The organism is Microlunatus elymi (assembly GCF_007362775.1).
GTDB classification, from domain to species: domain Bacteria; phylum Actinomycetota; class Actinomycetes; order Propionibacteriales; family Propionibacteriaceae; genus Microlunatus; species Microlunatus elymi.
On sequence record NZ_CP041692.1, the window covers coordinates 2,114,756 to 2,133,453 of the forward strand.

At 66.8% G+C, this 18,698-nt stretch carries 13 protein-coding genes; 10 read left to right on the top strand and 3 right to left on the bottom strand.

The annotated features are described in order from the left end of the window. The first annotated feature begins 107 nt into the window (after positions 1-107). The 6 genes from FOE78_RS09540 (at position 108) to leuS (ending at position 9,277) form a co-directional block, all read left to right on the top strand. Positions 108-2,492, top strand: coding sequence for an FAD-dependent oxidoreductase (locus FOE78_RS09540; protein ID WP_143986076.1), 2,385 nt, complete (start codon positions 108-110; stop codon positions 2,490-2,492). After that, a complete protein-coding gene (locus FOE78_RS09545; RefSeq protein WP_168207449.1) occupies positions 2,485-3,294 on the top strand; it encodes a helix-turn-helix domain-containing protein in 810 nt (269 codons plus the stop codon). Before FOE78_RS09540 ends, FOE78_RS09545 begins: the two co-directional genes overlap by 8 nt. 60 nt (positions 3,295-3,354) lie before the next feature. Then, a complete protein-coding gene (locus tag FOE78_RS09550) occupies positions 3,355-4,695 on the top strand; it encodes an ABC transporter substrate-binding protein (RefSeq protein WP_143986078.1) in 1,341 nt (446 codons plus the stop codon). After that, the gene (locus FOE78_RS09555) at positions 4,692-5,672 is read left to right on the top strand and encodes a carbohydrate ABC transporter permease (RefSeq protein ID WP_228266125.1); all 981 of its coding nucleotides are present in this window, start codon (positions 4,692-4,694) and stop codon (positions 5,670-5,672) included. Before FOE78_RS09550 ends, FOE78_RS09555 begins: the two co-directional genes overlap by 4 nt. Further along, complete coding sequence (locus FOE78_RS09560; RefSeq protein WP_143986079.1) at positions 5,669-6,562, top strand: carbohydrate ABC transporter permease; 894 nt, start codon at positions 5,669-5,671, stop codon at positions 6,560-6,562. The genes FOE78_RS09555 and FOE78_RS09560 overlap by 4 nt, the downstream gene beginning before the upstream one ends. 195 nt (positions 6,563-6,757) lie before the next feature. After that, a complete protein-coding gene (gene leuS, locus FOE78_RS09565) occupies positions 6,758-9,277 on the top strand; it encodes a leucine--tRNA ligase (RefSeq protein WP_228266126.1) in 2,520 nt (839 codons plus the stop codon). An 88-nt stretch (positions 9,278-9,365) separates the two neighbouring features. On the opposite strand, the gene FOE78_RS09570 is transcribed toward leuS, so the two are convergent. Genes FOE78_RS09570 through FOE78_RS09580 form a run of 3 tightly spaced genes read right to left on the bottom strand, consistent with a single transcriptional unit; the run spans position 9,366 to position 12,860 of the window. Continuing rightward, positions 9,366-10,742 (bottom strand): cobyrinate a,c-diamide synthase, encoded by a 1,377-nt coding sequence (locus FOE78_RS09570; protein WP_210414903.1) that lies wholly within the window; start codon positions 10,740-10,742, stop codon positions 9,366-9,368. A gap of 43 nt (positions 10,743-10,785) precedes the next feature. Next, on the bottom strand, positions 10,786-11,814 hold the full coding sequence (locus FOE78_RS09575) for an endonuclease/exonuclease/phosphatase family protein (protein ID WP_143986081.1): 1,029 nt from the start codon (positions 11,812-11,814) through the stop codon (positions 10,786-10,788). Beyond that, a complete protein-coding gene (locus FOE78_RS09580) occupies positions 11,811-12,860 on the bottom strand; it encodes a GNAT family N-acetyltransferase (RefSeq protein ID WP_143986082.1) in 1,050 nt (349 codons plus the stop codon). The genes FOE78_RS09575 and FOE78_RS09580 overlap by 4 nt, the downstream gene beginning before the upstream one ends. A gap of 276 nt (positions 12,861-13,136) precedes the next feature. Here FOE78_RS09580 and FOE78_RS09585 point away from each other — a divergent pair, with 276 nt between their 5' ends. From FOE78_RS09585 to FOE78_RS09600, 4 genes are all read left to right on the top strand, one after another. Then, positions 13,137-14,162: a helix-hairpin-helix domain-containing protein gene (locus FOE78_RS09585; protein WP_143986083.1), complete on the top strand. Its 1,026-nt coding sequence runs from the start codon at positions 13,137-13,139 to the stop codon at positions 14,160-14,162. Further along, positions 14,159-16,486, top strand: a complete 2,328-nt coding sequence (locus tag FOE78_RS09590; RefSeq protein WP_143986084.1) for a ComEC/Rec2 family competence protein — start codon at positions 14,159-14,161, stop codon at positions 16,484-16,486. The genes FOE78_RS09585 and FOE78_RS09590 overlap by 4 nt, the downstream gene beginning before the upstream one ends. A 185-nt stretch (positions 16,487-16,671) precedes the next feature. After that, the gene (locus tag FOE78_RS09595) at positions 16,672-17,325 is read left to right on the top strand and encodes a GntR family transcriptional regulator (protein ID WP_228266127.1); all 654 of its coding nucleotides are present in this window, start codon (positions 16,672-16,674) and stop codon (positions 17,323-17,325) included. A 168-nt stretch (positions 17,326-17,493) separates the two neighbouring features. Beyond that, positions 17,494-18,696, top strand: coding sequence for an amidohydrolase (locus FOE78_RS09600; RefSeq protein WP_143986086.1), 1,203 nt, complete (start codon positions 17,494-17,496; stop codon positions 18,694-18,696). Positions 18,697-18,698 lie beyond the last annotated feature (2 nt).

An 18,698-nucleotide genomic window follows, 5' to 3' on the forward strand; every position in this document is an offset into this window, starting at 1 on the left:
GGATTGATTCGACGCCCGGCGAACTGTTCATCGCGCTCAACCATCCCGACGTGTATTTCCCATGATCACCCTTGACTATGCGTACGGCGCATGGCAATACTTTCGCCATGCGAGATCAAGGCCAACGAGGGCCGGCGTCGCGGGGTGCGACCGAGCCGGGCAGGCAGCGTTTGTTGATCGCACCGGCCAGTGGTCCGCGGAGCTACCGGATCGAACGGTTGGATGCTCAGTTGGCGATCGTCGGCGGCGGTTTGGCCGGCACCTGCGCCGCGATCACGGCCGCACGCGCCGGCGTGCGGGTGATCTTGGTGCAGGATCGTCCGGTGCTGGGCGGGAACTCCTCGTCCGAGGTGCGGTTGTGGGTGCTCGGCGCAACGGCCCACATGGGCAACAACAACCGCTTCGCCCGTGAGGGCGGCGTGGTGGACGAGATCCTGGTCGAGAACACCTATCGCAACCCGGACGGCAACCCGCTGATCTTCGACACCATCCTGCTGGAAAAGGTCGTCGAGGAACCCAACATCACCCTGCTGCTGAACACTGCGATGACCGACGTGCAGCTGGACGAATCGGCGGCCGGCACCCGGATCAGCGGCGTTACCGCCTTCTGCAGCCAGAACTCCACCCGGTACGAGATCGCGGCCGAACTGTTCCTGGACTCCAGCGGCGACGGGGCGCTGGCGTTCCTGTCCGGTGCGGCGTTCCGGATGGGCGCGGAAGCCGAGTCCGAGTTCGCTGAGTTGTTCGCGCCGAGCGAGGAGTTCGGTGACCTGCTCGGGCAGTCGATGTACTTCTACACCAAGGATGTCGGGCATCCGGTCCGCTTCGTTCCGCCGTCCTACGCGCTGCCCAGCCTGGACGAGATCCCGCGTGCCCGCAGCTTCACCACGAACCTGAACGGCTGCCGACTCTGGTGGATCGAGTGGGGTGGCCGGCTGGACACCGTGCACGAGACCGAGACGATCAAGTGGAAGCTATGGCAGGTCGTCTACGGCGTTTGGGATCACCTGAAGAACTCCGGCGAATTCCCCGACGCGGAGAACCTGACCCTCGAGTGGGTCGGCACCATCCCCGGCAAGCGGGAGAGCCGCCGCTTCGAGGGGCTCTACATGCTGCGCCAGGACGACGTGATCAACCAGACCCAGCACGACGACGCGGTCGCCTTCGGCGGCTGGTCGATCGATCTGCATCCGGCCGACGGCGTGTTCAGCGAGAAACCGGGCTCGACGCATCTGCATCCCCGTGGTGTCTACCAGATCCCGTACCGCTGCTTGGTCAGCCGGGACATCGACAACTTGTTCTTCGCCGGCCGGATCATCAGCGCCAGCCACGTCGCGTTCGGCTCCACCCGGGTGATGGCGACCTCCGCGCACGGGGCTCAGGCGGTCGCGCTGGCGGCCGCGATCTGCCTGCGCGACGGACTCCGGCCGGCCGACATCCTGCGGCCCGGGCCGATGGCCGAACTGCAGACGCAACTGCTCCGCACCGGCCAGCACATTCCGCAGCACGGGTTGCAGGATCCCGATGATCTTGCTGCAACGGCCACCGTCACCGCATCCTCCGAACTCCGTCTGGGCGCGATCCCGGATTCCGACGCCCCGGTCGCGCTGAACGTCGATCGCGGTCAGCTGCTGCCCTTGCCGGCCGGCCGCGTGCCACAGCTGGGTCTGCGGCTCGATGTGGCCGCGTCCACCAAGCTGCGAGCGCAGCTGCGCCGCGGCATCCGCGGCGACGACTACACCCCCGACCAGCTGCTGGCCGCGTGCGAGCTCGACCTCGACCCCGGCGATGATCAGTTGATCAAGATCGACTTCGATGCCGAGCTGGATCGGCCGGCGTACGTGGTGCTCTCCCTGCTGCGCAACGACGACGTCGGCGTGCACACCTCGGATCTGATCGTCACCGGGCTGATCCCATTGCAGCATCGCACGGATCAGCCGGAACGGGCAGAGATCGGCCAACCCGGCTTGGAATTCTGGACTCCGGTGCGCCGGCCGGACGGACGAAACCTCGCACTGGTGTTGGATCCTCCCGTTGTCATCGGCCCAGCGGTATCGGTGATCAACGGCGTCGATCGACCCACGGCTGCCAGCAACGCCTGGATCGCCGCGGTCGATGATCAACAGCCGACGTTGAGGCTGCGGTGGGACGAACCGCAACGGATCGGCCGGATCGAGCTGCGCTGCGATACGGATTTCGATCACGCGATGGAGTCGGTGCTCTACACCCAGCCGGAGGCCGCGATGCCGCAGTGCGTACGAGATCTGACGATCACCGCCGACGGCCGCGTCGTCATCGAGATCCATGATCATCATCAGAGCGCGCTGACGATCACACCGGACGACGTGCTCGAGGTGAGCGAACTGGCGATCACCGTCAACGCCACCAACGGCAACGCGCCGGCCGCTCTGTTCGCCGTACGGTGCTACGCCGCCCCCGACGGCCGCATCCTGACCGATGCGCCGACCAGCTCGGGGCACCGGCATGGCTGACAACTCGACGGCCGACCGGCGATCGAACATCCCCGGTGCCGCCAACAGTCAGGCCCTGGCCAGGGGGTTGCACATTCTGCGGATGCTCGTCGACGAGGGGGAGTCGATGACCGCGACCGAGATCGGCCGCCGGATCGGGTTGCATCAGAGCTCGGCGTCCCGGATCCTCGCCACCCTGTCCGAGGCCGGCTACGTCCGCAAGAACGAGGCCGGCCGGTTCGTTGCCGACTATGGCGTGCTGGCGCTGGCCTCGGCCACAACCAAGCTTCCGCTGATGCAACGCCCCCGCCCGGCCCTGGAGGAATTCCTCTCCGAGCATCCGACCCTGACCGTGTCGATCTGCATGCTGTTCCGGGACGAGATGATCTACCTGCTGCGCGCACACAAGGACCGTGATCCGTTGGTGTACTGGTCCGGCGGCTTCCCGTTGAACATCTCCAGCCCCGGCCTGCGGCTCGTTGTTGATCTTGACGACGACGACGCGATCGCGATCTTGAAAGTGTCCCGTCAACGCTTCGGCTGGGGCGGTCGGCCGGAGGTCGTTCCGGCCACCGAGGAAGGCGTTCTGGCCAAGGCTCGCAGCTTGGTCGACGACGACGTGCTGATCCTCAGTGAGTGGTTCCACCAAGGTCACATCGGCGGCGCGATCCCGCTGGACACGCCCGAACCCCATCCGGTCGCGTTGGCGATCGTGGACGAGCGGGCCGAGATCTCGCCGGAGAAACTCACCGTCCTGCTGCACCAGGCCCGACGGGTGGTCGAACACAGTTTCCTCAACCCGGCAAGGGATTCCAATCTCTAGCCCTCTCGACCGACGACAGCTGATCCAATCCATCCGAATCTGCTCAAAGAGGAGTGCACCGTGTCCCATCCCACCTCAATCAGCCGACGCGCCCTGATCGGCGGCGCCGCCGCCATCGGCACCGCGACCCTTGCCGGTTGCAACCTGGCCAAGGGCGGCGGCGGGTCCGGCAGCGGCTCGAACAGTGTCAGCCTGAACGTCTGGGGCGGTGTCCCCAACGAAACCGGTCCCGACGACCTGTGCAAGGCCTTCATGGCCGAGCATCCCGACATCAAGGTCACCTACACCCGTTACGTCAACGACGAGCAGGGCAATCTCAAGCTCGACACCTCGCTGACCGGCGGCGTACCGATCGACATGTACTTCAGCTACAGTCCGGCCCGGCTGTCCCAGCGCGCCAGCAACGGGCTGGCCGTCGACCTTACCGACAAGATCACAGCAGAGAAGGACTTCAGCCAGTTCGCCGTCGACGCCGACCCGCTCGGCAACTACGTCTTCGACGGCAAGCAGTACGCCGTACCGGCGGCCAGAGCACCCTCGCAGGTCTACATCAACCAGTCGATGCTGGACGAGGCCGGCATCAAACTGGGCGACAACTGGACCACCGACGAGTTCGTCCAGGTTGCCAAGGAGTTGACCAAACCTGGCCGGTTCGGATCACTGGACTACCCGCCGCAGGCGCGGGCCGTGCTGGGCCCGGACTATCGCTACAAGAACGACGGCAAGGCATCCAACTTCGCCGATCCGTGGTTCGCCAAGGAACTTCAGCTGGCACAAAGGTTGAAGCAGGACAAGGTGGTGATGGATCAGAAGACGATCATCGCCGAGAAACTGCAGACCTTCAGCCAGAACCCGTACATCGCCGGCCGGGTGGCGATGCTGATCGCCTCCGGGCAGATCATCCGATCGATCAACGACACCGCGCAGTATCCGCACGACTTCAAGACCTTCGTGATGCCGATCCCGTCGCCGCAGAAGGGCAAGCAGGGTTGGAACACCGGACAGATCGGCGACTTGATCACGGTCAGCCCGAAGTCGCAGCACCAGGACGAGGCGTGGGAGCTGGCGAAGTTCTGGGTCCGCAACGCGGGCAAGTACATGACCAAGGGCGGCCGGCTGCCCACCATGCCCGGCTCGTCGACCGAGGACGACATCCTCGCCCAGTTGCTCAGCGACAAGGCCGACACGCTCTACGACGTGGAGTCCTGGCGACGCTTCCTGTTCAGCCCGAATCTGAAGATGCCGGTGGACACGATCTTCACGGCCGGCACCGAGATCGACACCATCCTGCAGAAGCTCAACGACGAGACTCTGCTGGGGACGCGCAGCGTTTCCTCCTGGGTGCAGCAGGCCGTCAAGCAGTCGGATGCGGCGATCAAGAAAGCAGGAGCCGGGTCGTGAGCGTGCTCTCGGGGAGAGCGCCGGCCTCGCCGCCGGGCACCGCACTCACCGGTCCGATCACCCCGGCGCTGAGGCCGCGTCGCCGCAGCCGCGGCACCGGTGGCATGTCGACCCGCGTCGGCTGGTTGTTCATCCTGCCCAACCTGATCGGCTTCCTGATCTTCACCCTGGTGCCGTTGATCGGCGGCGTCGGGATCTCCTTCACCGATTGGAATGTGATCTCCGGACTGTCCGGGATCAAGTGGGTCGGGCTGCAGAACTTCGCCGAGTTGATCACCGACGGCACGTTCTGGGCGGCGGTCGGTCGAACCGTGATCTACGCCGGGGTCGGGGTTCCATTGACGATGGCCGGCGGGCTGGTGCTGGCGCTGTGCCTGAACGGTCCGGTGTTCGGCCGCGCGGTGCTGCGAGTGATCTTCTTCATCCCGCACATCGTCAGTTCGATCGCGCTCGGCTTCGTCTGGTTGATCTTGCTGCACCCGACCGCAGGTCTGGTCAACCTGGCCCTGGAGTCACTGGGCATCAACGATCCGCCGGGCTGGCTGGTTTCCCAGCAGTGGAGCCTGCTGTCGTTGGTCTTCATCACGTCCTGGGCCGGGATGGGCTTCCACGCGGTGATCTTCCTGTCCGCGATGCAGGCGTTGCCGACCGAGCTGTACGAGGCCGCCGAGTTGGACGGTGCGGGAGCCTGGACCCGCTTCACCACGATCACCTGGCGGGCACTGATGCCGACCACCACCTTCCTGTTCATCATGTCTCTGATCGGCCATTCCCAGGGCTTCGGACTGATCGCCTTCCTCACCCAGGGAGGTCCGGGCGACTCGTCGACCACGTTGTCCTACTTGATGTATCAGACCGGATTCCAGAACTACCGATTCGGTGACGCGGCCGCGATGGGGATGTTGAGCTTCGTCGGGGTGTTGTTGCTGACGGTCTTCTTCTGGCGTTTCCAGCGCGGACGGGGGTTGTACACATGATCAGCACCGAAGTGACCGGCGGGCCGGTCGGGGTCAAGACCAAACTCGTACCGCGCCGTCGGCGTCGCAACCGGACCACGTACGTGATCAAGTCGATCCTGCTGTGGACGTTCTCGCTGCTGTTCCTGCTGCCGTTCGCCTGGATGGTGTCGTCCTCGCTGAAGCGCAACATCGACGTGTTCTCCATCCCGCCGAAATGGATCCCCAACCCGATCGAGTGGGCGAACTACGTCGAGGTCTGGCTGCACGGCGATCCGTCGATGGCGATCTTCTTCTCCAATTCGATCACCGTCTCGTTGATCGGCGTGCTCGGCGATCTCACCACTGCGTCGATGGCCGGTTACGCCTTCGCTCGCTTGAGTTTCGCCGGCCGGGACAAGATCTTCCTGCTCTACCTGGCTACCGCGATCGTGCCGTCCCAGTTGTTGCTGATCCCGCGCTTCATGTTCTTCCAGCAGCTCGGGCTCTACAAGACGTTGTGGGCGTTGATCTTGCCCGGCATCTTCACCGTCTTCGGCACGTTCCTGTGCCGGCAAGCATTTCTCTCGCTGCCCGGCGAGTTCGGTGAGGCGGCACGGATCGACGGGGCGGGGGAGTGGCGGGTCTTCTTCAACGTGTACCTGCCGCAGATCCGTCCCACTCTGGCGGCGCTCGGCATCATCAGTTTCGTCGGCTCCTGGAACGACTACGAAGGCCCGTTGATCATGCTCTCGGACAAGGAACTCTTCACCGTGCCGCTCGGCCTGACCAGGTTCGTCGACGCCGACGGGGGCTTGTCGGCAGGTTTCGCGATGGCCGGCTCGGTCTCCTCGGTGATTCCGATCATGATCATCTTCCTGCTGTTCCAACGCCAGTTCATCGCGGCACTGGCCAGCTCCGGGCTGAAGTAGTCCGCCCGGAGGGCGACTTCGCCTGGGCTCACCGGAGCACGCTGCGGTAGGATGAGCCGCATGTATCGCAAGGAGCTCCTTAGGTAGCCGCGTGGACCCGTCCGCGCGGCTGCCCCTCATGCCCTAGGGCCGAGGGGTTTTTTCATGTCCACCGGGGCATTCAGAACTGGCGATACAGAGGTTGAGGAGAGAGCAGTGACGCAGGTCGCAGGGACCCGGGCCGCCGGCGAATCCGCCGAGCCGGGGTCGAGCACACGAGAGCCGGCTCGATACGACGCCGACGCCGCCCAGCGGCGCTGGCAGCAGTACTGGCAGGAGCACGAGACCTTCAAGGCCCGCGACGACGGGTCGAAGGAGCGCTGCTACGTGCTCGACATGTTCCCGTACCCGTCCGGCGATCTGCACATGGGCCACGCCGAGGCGTTCGCGATGGGTGACGTGGTCGCCCGCTACCAGCGGCTGCGCGGCTACGACGTCCTGCACCCGATCGGCTGGGACTCCTTCGGTCTGCCGGCCGAGAACGCGGCGATCAAGCGCAACGAGAATCCTGCCACCTGGACCTACGCCAACATCGAGACCCAGGCGACCTCGTTCAAGCGGTACGGGCTGAGTCTGGACTGGTCCCGGCGGCTGGCTACCTCCGATCCCGGCTACTACAAGTGGACCCAGTGGCTGTTCCTGAAATTCCGCGAGCGCGGCCTGGCCTACCGCAAGGAAAGCTGGGTCAACTGGTGTCCGCAGGATCAGACGGTGCTGGCCAACGAGCAGGTCGTCAACGGGCTGTGCGAGCGCTGCGGCACCCAGGTCACCAAGCGTGACCTGACCCAGTGGTTCTTCAAGGTCACCGAGTACGCCGACCGGCTGCTGGACGACATGGCGCAACTGGAGGGTGCCTGGCCGGCCCGGGTGCTGACCATGCAGCGGAACTGGATCGGCCGATCCTCCGGTGCGTACGTCGACTTCCGGATCGAAGGCCGCGACGAGCCCGTGACCGTCTTCACCACTCGCCCGGACACTCTGTACGGTGCGACCTTCTTCGTGGTCGCTCCGGACGGCAAGCTGGCGCCGGAGATCGTCACCGATGATCATCGGGCCGAGTTCGAGGCGTACCTGGAGAAGACCAAGTCCGAGACCGAGATCGAGCGGCAGTCCACAGACCGGGAGAAGACCGGCGTCTTCCTGGGCGTACACGCAGTCAATCCGATCAACGGCGAGCAGATCCCGATCTACGCGGCCGACTACGTGCTGGCCGACTACGGCACCGGCGCGGTGATGGCCGTACCGGCTCATGATCAACGCGACCTGGAGTTCGCGCAGAAGTTCGGCATCGCTGTCCGGGTGGTGGTCGACACCGGCGAGGCCGATCCGAACGAGACCGGAGTGGCCACCGCGGGCAACGGCTCGTACGTCAATTCTCCTGTCTTGGAAGGGATTTCCGACAAGACGGCCGGTGTCGCCAAGATCATCTCCACGCTGACCGAGCAGGGCGTCGGCCGGGAGGCGATCACCTATCGGCTGCGGGACTGGCTGCTGAGCCGGCAGCGATTCTGGGGTGCGCCGATCCCGATCATCCACTGCGAAGAGTGTGGGGAGGTGCCCGTGCCCGAAGATCAATTGCCGGTCGAGTTGCCGTATCTGTCGGGCACGGATCTCAACCCCAAGGGCACATCCCCACTGGCCGCGGCGGCCGATTGGGTCAACGTCGCCTGCCCGCAGTGCGGCGGCCCCGCGAAGCGGGACACCGACACCATGGACACCTTCGTCGACTCGTCCTGGTACTTCTTCCGCTACTGCTCGCCGAACGATGATCAGCAAGCCTTCGATCCGGCGGCGGTGGAGCGCTGGATGCCGGTGGCGCAGTATGTCGGCGGCGTCGAGCACGCGATCCTGCACCTGCTGTACATGCGCTTCTTCACCAAGGTGCTGTACGACATGGGTCTGGTGAAGTTCACCGAGCCGATGAAGCGGCTGCTCAATCAGGGCCAGGTCATCAACCAGGGCAAGTCGATGAGCAAGTCGCTGGGCAACGGGGTCGACCTGGGCACCCAGATCGACGAGTTCGGCGTGGACGCGGTCCGGCTGACGGTGGTGTTCGCAAGCCCGCCGGAGGAGGACGTCGACTGGGCCGACGTGTCCCCGGGCGGTTCGCTGCGGTTCCTGCAGCGGGCCTATCGGATGGCCGCGGACGTGACCAGCGAGCCCGGCGTCGACGTCACCGGCGGCGATCCGGCGCTGCGCTCGACCGTGCACAAGCTGATGGCCGACATCACCGATTGCGTTGAGGGACAGCGATTCAACGTCGCCATCGCCCGGGTGATGGAGATGGTGAACGCCACCCGGAAGGCGATCGACGGCGAGATCGGTGCCGACGATCCGGCCGTCCGCGAGGCGGCAGAGATGATCACCAAATCGCTCAGCCTGTTCGCTCCGTACGTGAGCGAGGAGATGTGGGAGCTGCTGGGACATCAGCCTTCGGTGGCCGACTCCGGCTGGCCGGAAGTTGATCAAGCTCTGCTGGTGACCGAACGGGTGACCTGTGTGGTGCAGGTCAAGGGCAAGGTCCGCGCCCGCCTGGAGGTCTCGCCGACGATCGGCGAGGACGACCTGCGCGAGCTGGCGCTGGCCGACGAGAACGTGCAACGCAGCCTGGACGGGCGCGAGGTGGCCAAGATCATCGTCCGGGCACCCAAGCTGGTCAGTATCGTCCCGGCCTGATCGCCTCGTACCCTCACAGCCGCACCCAAGATCGACCGCCGCACCCGAAATTTCGGGTGCGGCGGTCGATTTCGCGTGCGGCTGTTGATCAGCGACGGGCGAGCGCGGCGGCCATCAACGAGTCCGCCACCTGGGGTGTACGGGACAGGTGCAGGTGCAGATAACTGGCCACCACCTTGCCGACCTGGTAACCGGCGGCGAACTTCTCTCCCGAGCTGGTGACGCCGTCGAAGAGATTCGGTTCAAGATCATCGGCGATGATCCGGGACTGGTGAAACTCCTGTGCCCACAGTCGGCTGCTGCTGGGACCCAGGGGTGAGTCGGAGCGCGTCCGAAGCTCGGCGTAGCGAATGCTGAGGTAGTCCCGATCCATGATCACGTCGATCGGCAGTACCCCGGCCAGCCGATGCCGTACGCCGTCGAAACCGGTCAGCGATCGGGCCAGGTACATCATCCCGCCGCACTCGGCCCAGATCGGCATCCCGTCCGCGGCTCGGCGGCGCAGCTCGCTCAACAGGCTCCGATTACCGGCCAGTTCGGCGGCAAAGCTCTCCGGATAGCCGCCGCCGAGATAGACGGCGTCGACATCTGCGGGCAGTTCATGATCAACAGTGGGACGGAACTCGACCAGCTCGAATCCGGTCCGACGCAGCATCTGCAGATTTTCCTCGTAGTAGAAGCAGAATGCGCGATCCCGAGCAACGGCCAACCGTGCCCGAGCGGGGTGTTCTGCCGACGGCTTGTGAGGCGTGGTGATCACCGCGTCACCCGGGTCGGCGGCGGCCCTTGCGAGCAGCCGATCAAGATCGAGCCCGGCGGCTGCCCGGCGTTGATGATCACTCCGTACGCCGATCGTGGCCTCGTTCTCGTCGACCGTGAGCAGACCGAGGTGCCGTTCGGGCACCGCCAGCCCGGGATCGCGTTCGATCGCGCCGATCACGGTCTGCTGCAGGTCGGTGGGCAGCCCGTTCATGATCATCCGGGTATGGCCCGGGCTGCCGGACCGGTTGACGACACAGCCGGCCCAGCGCAGTTCGGAGTCGAAGTCGCGCAGCCCGGACAGGATCGCTGCCGCCGTACGAGTCATGCCCCAGACGTCGATGATCACCACCACCGGAACGCCGAGGAGCTTCGCCACGTGGGCAGCGCTGCCGTGGCCGGTGCCGTCGGTCCCGTCGAACAGCGCGCCCATCGATTCGATCACGCAGATGTCGGCGCCCGCGGACCAGCGTCGAAAGCTGTCCCGTACGCCGTCGGAGCCCATCAGCCACAGGTCGAGATTGATCGACGGTCGGCCGGTGATCTCGCGGTGGTAGCCGGGATCGATGAAGTCCGGGCCCAGCTTGAACGACTGCACCCGAAGTCCACGATCGATCAGACCGCGCAGGACGACACCGGTAGCCGTGGTCTTGCCGGCGCCGCTGTGCGTTCCGGCGATCATGATCGCCAGAGGCTGAGAGGTCACCCGGTCAGCCTACAAACCAACAGGACAAGGTGAGAGCGGGCAGTCACCCGGTCCCGGCCAGCCGGGCGATCAGCCCGAGGTGATCGGTGCCGGCGATCTTGAACCGGTCGATCGAGGTGACGGTCAGCCGGTCGTTCACCAGGACGTGATCGATCTGGATCAGTGGTGGGACGATCCGCCGGTTCGCCGGATAGGTCGGCATCCAACCGGCGCCGGTGATGTCGGTGCCGGAGACGAAACCGTGCCGGGCGAGCCGGCGCATCGGACCATGATCAGCAGTGGCATTGAAGTCACCGGCCAGGAACTCGGGCCGATGGTCGAGCTGCTCGGCGCGATGCAGTAGGGCGCGGTGTTCGCTGGTCCAGTGACCGTGGCCGCAGAGCGGATTGCAGGGATGGGCGGCGATCAGATTGACCTGGCCGAGCTGGGGAATCATCGCCTCGGCCGACCATTGAGGGTTGGTCGACTCGAGCTTGCGGGCATCCCGCAGCGGGTAGCGAGACAAGATCATCGATTCGTTGTTCGCCTCGATCGTGGACGGCACCACGTCCGGGAATCGCGGCTGGAGTGCGTCCTTGATGGTCCGGTAGGCGGTCGGTGTGACCTCGACCAAGATCACCACGTCGGCCTGTTCGGAGATCTTCCGCAGTTGCGGCACGTCCACCGATCCGAGTTCGGTGTTCAGGCTGATCACGGTGAACGGTTCGGTCGTCACCGGTCGTGGGTTCGCCACGAACTGCGGACCGATCCAGACCAGCTGCAAGATCAACAACAGCGCGCTGAGTCCGGTCATGATCGCCAACACCACACGCTGTCGGCCACGAACCAGCGCGATCGCGAAGCAGACCAGCGCGATCAGGTCCGCGATCATTCCGTACGGGATGAACGAAGCGGTCATCCCGCTGGCGTCGTCGGCGGGTGGGACGAGTCGCATGAACGCCGCCACGATGCCCGGGATCACGGCTAGCGCACCGATACTGACCAAGAGCGCCTGGTACGGCCGCGGAGCGGGCGAACGGTAGACCCGGACGTGATGATCAGGTTCGAGCCGGGGACGGGCGGGATCGGTCATCGACTGCGGCGCGCCAGATGCGGGTTGCGGCGGATCATCCGCAGCTCCGGCGGATTCGGCGGAAACTCGGCCGGCCGTTCGTCATCGGTCTCGGACCAACCGTGATCACGGTAGAACGCTCGGGCGACGCTGTTCTCGGTCAGCACCCACAGCTCGATCTCGGGGATGGACGGGTCGGCGAAGAGTTCTTCCTCGGTTGCTTCCAACAGGACCGATCCGACGCCCTGTCGTTGATACGGCTCGGCAACGCCGAGGTGCAACACCCGGACGCCTCCCCAGGCGGCATAGCCGACCGGCTGCCCGTTCACCTCGGCGATCATGGTCTGCCGGGTGCGATCGCCGAGAACCTGCTGCCAGCGTCGGCAGATCTCCTCGTCCGGATAGGGGAATTCGTCCGGCGGGAAGATATGCGCCAGCCGAGCCACGCTGGCGGAGCGTTCCAGTTCGGTGAGGAGTTCTTCCTCACCGGGATGGGCGAATCTGAGCACCGTACGGTCGTCGTCCGGTTCGTAGAGCGGCCGCCGATAGCGATCACGAACCTCAGTCAACTCCGCGCAGACCTGATCGGCTCGGGTGTGCCGTCCGGCCTTGATCGCGCCGGTCGGCTTCTGCACGCACCAAGCCTCGGCCCCCGCTTCCGCACTGCCGACGATCAGACCGTCGCCGCCGGGTGTCAACAACGTGACCTCGGCGAGGTCGAAGGTGTGCCGGCGGAACGGGTTGATGATCAGCAACCGGTCGCCGTCGACGCGTAGCCGCGGATGCAACGCCAACCGCCAGCCGAAGGCCAGCGTGAGCAGTCCGAGCACGCCGAGGACCGACAACACCAGTGCTTGTTGGCCACCGAAGGCGGTGACCCCGGTGAGCAGGCTGATCACGGCGGCGGCCGGCACCGCGATCCCGATGATCACCATCAACGCCAGCACGAGTCCGATGGTCGCGGGCGCGCAACGCCAGGTCTTGGGCGCCGAAGGCTGATCCGCCTCGACCAACGTCGCCGGTGCGGCGGCAGCGGTCAATGCTGGCTGCTCGATCTCGGCTGTCATCTGGGCTGTTGATCCTGAGTCGGCTGGCGGGTCCAGGCAAAGCTTCCTCAACCTCGGTCAAAGGTTGGCGCAAGCGGTGCCAAACATACCGTTTGCGGGGTCGAGGACCCGAACGCGGCCCGTCCGGAGCAGCGAACCGCGCGCCGGAAGTTATCCCCAGCCCGGGCAGCAGTTCGAAGCGTCGTCCACAGATTCTTTCGGACCCGGCCACTTCGGGGTGTCCGTTCTTAATGTCAGGGTGTGGGAGCCCAGCAACGATCCGTGCACGATCGTCAGGTGGAGGAGCGCCTGGCTCTGTTGCTGCGCCCGGGCCCGCGGCGGGTGCGGCCGGATACCAGCAACGGTTCGGATCAGGCGCCACCGCCGACGCGGACGCAGGGCGAACGACACTCGGCCTGGAGCGCGCCGGCTGAGCTCGGTGGATCCGGTGAGGAACTGCGCGACATCGACGACACGGTGGATTCCGACTTCGCGCGGACTCGGACGGGCAGCGCGATGGATTCGCCCTCGGACCCGGCGTCGGCACCGCAGTCAGCGGCATCGGCGACCGGAGCAGATCGCCGTTCCGGGCGCGCAACGCTGCGGTGGCGCTTCGGACGGCCGCAGTTGCTGGTGATCGTCGCCGTGGTTGCGGTCGGCGTGTTGTTGGGCGGCTGGGCCGTGCTGCGAGCCCGGCCGATCGCGATCGCTTCACCGCCGCCGTCGACGACCGAGGCAGCCACGCCGTCGGCGCCCGCCTCGGCGCCCGCCTCGGCGCACGACCCGCCCGTCCCGTCGCCGACCGCAGCGGCGGCCCACTCGGCGACACCGAAGATCAAGATCCACGTGCTCGGGGCGGTGCAGCATCCCGGCGTCGTGGCGCTGGCCGAGGGCGCCCGGGTCCAGGACGCGCTGAGGGCGGCCGGCGGCGTCAAACGGTCGGCCGAGCTGGGCGACCTCAACCTCGCTCAGCGGTTGACCGACGGGCAACAACTGTTCGTCTCGCACGATCCGGACCGGACCGAGCTGCGCGATCCCGGCGTCTCCTCCGGTTCGGGCGGCGTCACCGACTCCTCGGGAGGTGATCTCGCAGGCGAGTCGGGGGCCTCGCCTGCCGGGTCCGGCGGGGCGAAGATCAACTTGAACACGGCCACGGTGACCCAGCTTGATCAACTTCCCGGCATCGGCCCGGTGACCGCGCAGAAGATCATCAGCTGGCGCGAACAGCATCAGCGATTCAACTCGGTCCAGGAATTGCAGGAGGTCGACGGCATCGGCCCGAAGACCTTCGCCGACCTCGAGCCGCTGGTGACCGCACCATGACCGACGAACGCCCTGATCTTCGCTTGCTGCCGATCGCGCTGGCTGCCTGGGGCGGCAGTTGGCTGGGCACCTCCGGCCGGACGATGTTGATCATGATCGGCGCCGCAGCGGCGATGGCGGTGCTGCTGGGACTGATCCTGCGCCGGTCCTGGCTGATCGCCGCCACGGCGCTGACCCTGGCCGGACTGCTGTTGATCGGCTGGCTGCATCAGGCCGCGCTGACCGGTACGGCGGCAAGTCGGCTGGCCCGGTCGAGAGCGATCGTCACCGCCGACCTGGTGATCAAGAACGATCCCGTCGTGCAACCCTCCGACGGCATCCGGCCGCCGTACCTGAGCCTGCGCGCTTCCGAGAACCGACTGGCCGGCCGCGGCCGGCAGTGGCGTGAGCGTGCTCCGGTACTGGTCACGGCCAGTGGGGAGGCGGTGGCGAGGTGGCAGCGGGTACCGGTCGGCAGCATGGTTCGGGTGACGGCCCGGCTCGACACCGCGCGGCCGGGATCGGACTTCGCTGCGGTGGCCCGCGCCGCCGGTGCGCCGTTGATCATGGAGCAGCCCGGCCTCGGCGCCCGATCGGTCGAGCACGTCCGAGCCGGGCTGCGGCGGGCAGTGGCTCGCGGCTCGCCGGAGCAACGGGCGTTGGTGCCGTCGCTGGTGCTGGGCGACACGGCCGGCATCACGCCGCAGATCCGAGCAGACTTCCTGTCCACCGGTCTGACCCATCTGACCGCCGTTTCCGGGGCGAATCTGGCAATTTTGATCGCTTTTCTGATGATCATCGCGCGCTGGATCGGGGTGCGAGGTTGGTGGCTGCGGATGATCGGGCTGGCCGGCGTCGCCGTCTTCGTGCTGCTCTGCCGGACCGAACCGTCGGTGCTGCGGGCCGCAGCGATGGGCTTGGTCGCGTTGGCGGCGCTGGGCATGTCCGGCCGATCCCGGGGACTGCGAAGCCTCTGCGTGGCGATGGTGATCCTGTTGATCATGGATCCGTGGCTGGGCCGATCCCTCGGCTTCGCGCTGTCGGTGCTGGCCACCGGCGGAATCATCTGGTGGTCCGGACGCTGGGTTGTGGCGATGCGACCGTGGCTGCCGAAGATCGTTGCGGAGTCGATCGCGGTGCCGCTGGCCGCGCATCTGGCGACGCTGCCGGTCGCGGCTGCGATCTCCGGTCAGGTCAGCATGGTCGGCATCCTGACCAACGCGGTAGCCGGTCCCTTCGTCGGACCGGCGACGGTGCTCGGTTTCGCCGCGGCCGGGTTGTCCGTCCTGAGCAGCACGTTGGCCGGCTGGGTGGGCTGGGCATCGTGCTGGGCGGCCCAGCCGATCCTGTGGACCGCGCACTACGGCTCGGCGCTGCCGGGCGCATCCTGGTCGTGGCCCGTCACTCCGGTTGCGCTGACGCTGTTGGCCACGGCGTGCCTGTTGATCGGGGTCGCCATGGGCCAGCTGTTAGGCAGTCGGTGGATCGCCGCGGTGCTGGCGCTGCTGATGATCATGGCGGTGCTGCGGGCTCCGGCTCAGCCGGGGTGGCCACCGAAGGACTGGCTCGCGGTGGCCTGCGATGTCGGTCAGGGCGACGGCCTGGTGGTCCGGATCGCGGAGCGTTCGGCGATCGTGATCGACACCGGTCCCGATCCGAAACCGATGCGCAGCTGCCTTGATCAACTTGGCATCCGCCGGGTTTCGTTGATGATCTTGAGTCACTTCCACGCCGATCACGTCGGCGGGCTGGAGGGCGCCCTGGCCGGCCGGCGGGTGGACCGCATCTGGGTCTCTCCCTACGCCTCGCCGACGCACGAGGCCGAGGTCGTCCGGCAACGTGCCGCGACGCTCGGCATCCCGGTCACGGTTCCGGACCTGGGCACCCGCCGGTCCGTCGGAGCAGCCGAGCTGAGCGTGCTCGGGCCGCTCGACCGGCAGCCGTCGCCGGTGATCTCCGCCGACGGGCAGTCGGCCCTGGAGAACGATCTGAGCCTGGTGATCATGATCAGCATCGACCGGGTACGGATCCTGTTCACCGGCGATGTCGAACCGGAGGAGCAGCGCCGGGTGCTGGCATCCGGTGCCGACCTGCGCGCCGACGTGTTGAAGGTGCCGCACCATGGCTCGTCGCGTCAGGATCCTGACTTCATCGCAGCCACCCACGCCCAGGTGGGAATCGCCAGCGCCGGCCAGGACAACAGCTACGGACATCCGGCTCCGCGAACCATGCAGCTGCTTCGTTCCGACGGCATGACCGCGCTCTGCACCTGCATCCGCGGCTCGATCGCGTTGACCGCCGACCGCTCCGGCCGGCTCCGATTGGTCGGCCAGCGATCACCGTGAGGTGGCTCGAGGCCGGTGCGGGCAAGAGCGGGCGAGAGCACGGGAGGCGCTTCCGCAAGAATCTGCGCTGCCACCCACGGACTGATTCCTGGGCCGGGGGAGGGCGCGCGGGCTCGGCACTACAGCGTGTTCCGGCGGAGCTTGATATGGTATTCCATCGTTCGGACTGGGTGGAGGGGGCTGGTGTGCCGGATCCATTGGAGGGGTTTCGGCCCGAGTCGGGGCGGGTGGCCGAGCGGCTCCGGGACGAGATCATCGACGGCGTTCGCGAGCCCGGCAGCCGGTTGGTGGAACGCGAGATCGCCGAGCAGCTGGGTGTCAGCAGGATTCCCGTCCGGGATGCGTTGCGCGTCCTGGTCGCCGAAGGACTGGTCACCCCACGTCCGCGCAGCTGGGCCGTCGTCCGTGAGTTCAGCGCGTCGGACATCGCCGATCTGCGGGAGGTGCGGTCCGCCTTCGAGGCGCTGACCTTCCGGCTGGCCGCAGAACGCCGTAGTCCTGAGGGGCTGCGCAGATTGCATCGCGTGCTCGACGCGGAGTGGGAGGCCGCCCGTGCCGGGGATCCGTTGCGGGCAAGACGAGCTGCGGCCGACTTCCACGAGGTGGTCACCGAGCTCGCCGCCAACGACCTGTTGGCCGAGTTGCAGCGCACCCTGCGCAGCCGGATGCGCTGGCTGCTGGTGCAGCACGACGATCTGGTCGCGGTCGCGCAGGAGCATCAGGAACTGTACGACGCGATCGCCGCCCGTGACTCGCGATCCGTCGCGGCCCTGGTGGCGCGACACCTGCAGACCAGCAGCAACCTCGCCGCCGAGCACGGCGCGGCCAGCAGCGGGTGAGCGCGGCGTCGACACCCGGCGCGCTGTCGGCCCCCCTTCCCGCGCACCTCCGGTTCTCCCGCGCAGGTACGAGCTTGCGCAGCAGGACTGAGGGTGTGCGGGAAGGCTCGACGGAACGCTCTGCAGACCAGGGTGACCCGGCGGCTGATTTGGTATACCATTCTGTCCATGCCGAAGCTGATTCTGACCAACGTCCGCCCCTGGGGCCGTGAGCCCGTCGATCTGATCATCGCCGACGGCGTGATCGAGCAGGTTGTCGCCGCAAGCACCGCCCCGTCCCGCGAGGATGCGCCGGAAGCAGAACGCGTCGACGGCGGCGGAATGCTGGCGCTTCCGGGATTCGTGAACACCCACGCCCACGTCGACAAGAGCTGGTGGGGTCAGCCGTGGGTCTCCTACGGCGGAGAGCCGACCACCCAAGGCCGGATCGCCCACGAGCGCGCCGAACGGGACAAGTACGGCATTCCCAGCGTTGACTCGACCGTCGCCGTACTGCGGGAATTCCTCCGGCACGGCACCACCGCCGTCCGTACCCATGTCGATGTTGATCTTGGTGTCGGACTGCGCGGCATCGAGGTGACCCGGCAGGCGGCCGCGGCGTTGGGCGACGCGATCGAGATCGAGTTCGTCGCCTTCCCGCAGGACGGCGTGATCCGACGGCCGGGCGTGCTGGGGCTGCTCGACCGGGCGGCAGCCGAAGGCGCCGCCAACATCGGCGGGCTCGATCCGGCCTCGATCGACCGCAACCCGGTCGCTCAGCTGGACGGCTTGTTCGACATCGCCGGCCGGCACGGTGTCGGCATCGACGTCCACCTGCACGACGGCGGATCGCTCGGCTTGTTCCAGTACGAGTTGATCATCGACCTGGTCCGGCGGACCGGTCTGAGGGGCAAGATCAACATCTCGCACGGATTCGCGCTCGGCGACGTGCCGGACGGTCAGCGGGACGCGCTGCTCGACGGGTTGCAGGAAGCCGGCATGTCCTGGACCACCGTGGCCCCGGTCGGTTCCCGGCCGCTGCCGTGGCGCCAACTGCGGGAGCGGGGGATTCCGGTCGGACTCGGCACCGACGGCATCCGTGATCTGTGGTCGCCCTACGGGGACGGGGACATCCTGCGGGTCGCGCAGAATTTCGCCCGGTTGCACGGCATCCGCACCGACGAGGAGATCGCGTACGCAGTCGAGCTCGCCACCAGCCGGGCCGCCGGCTTCGTCCACCAAGATCAACACGATCTGGTGGCCGGGGCTCGCGGCGACGTCGTGCTGCTGGATGCCGAGAACGTTCAGGACGCGCTGATGCGGACCCCGCGCCGCGAGCTGGTGGTGGCGGCCGGCCGCGTGGTCGCCCGAGCGGGTGAAGTCCTGATCTGAGC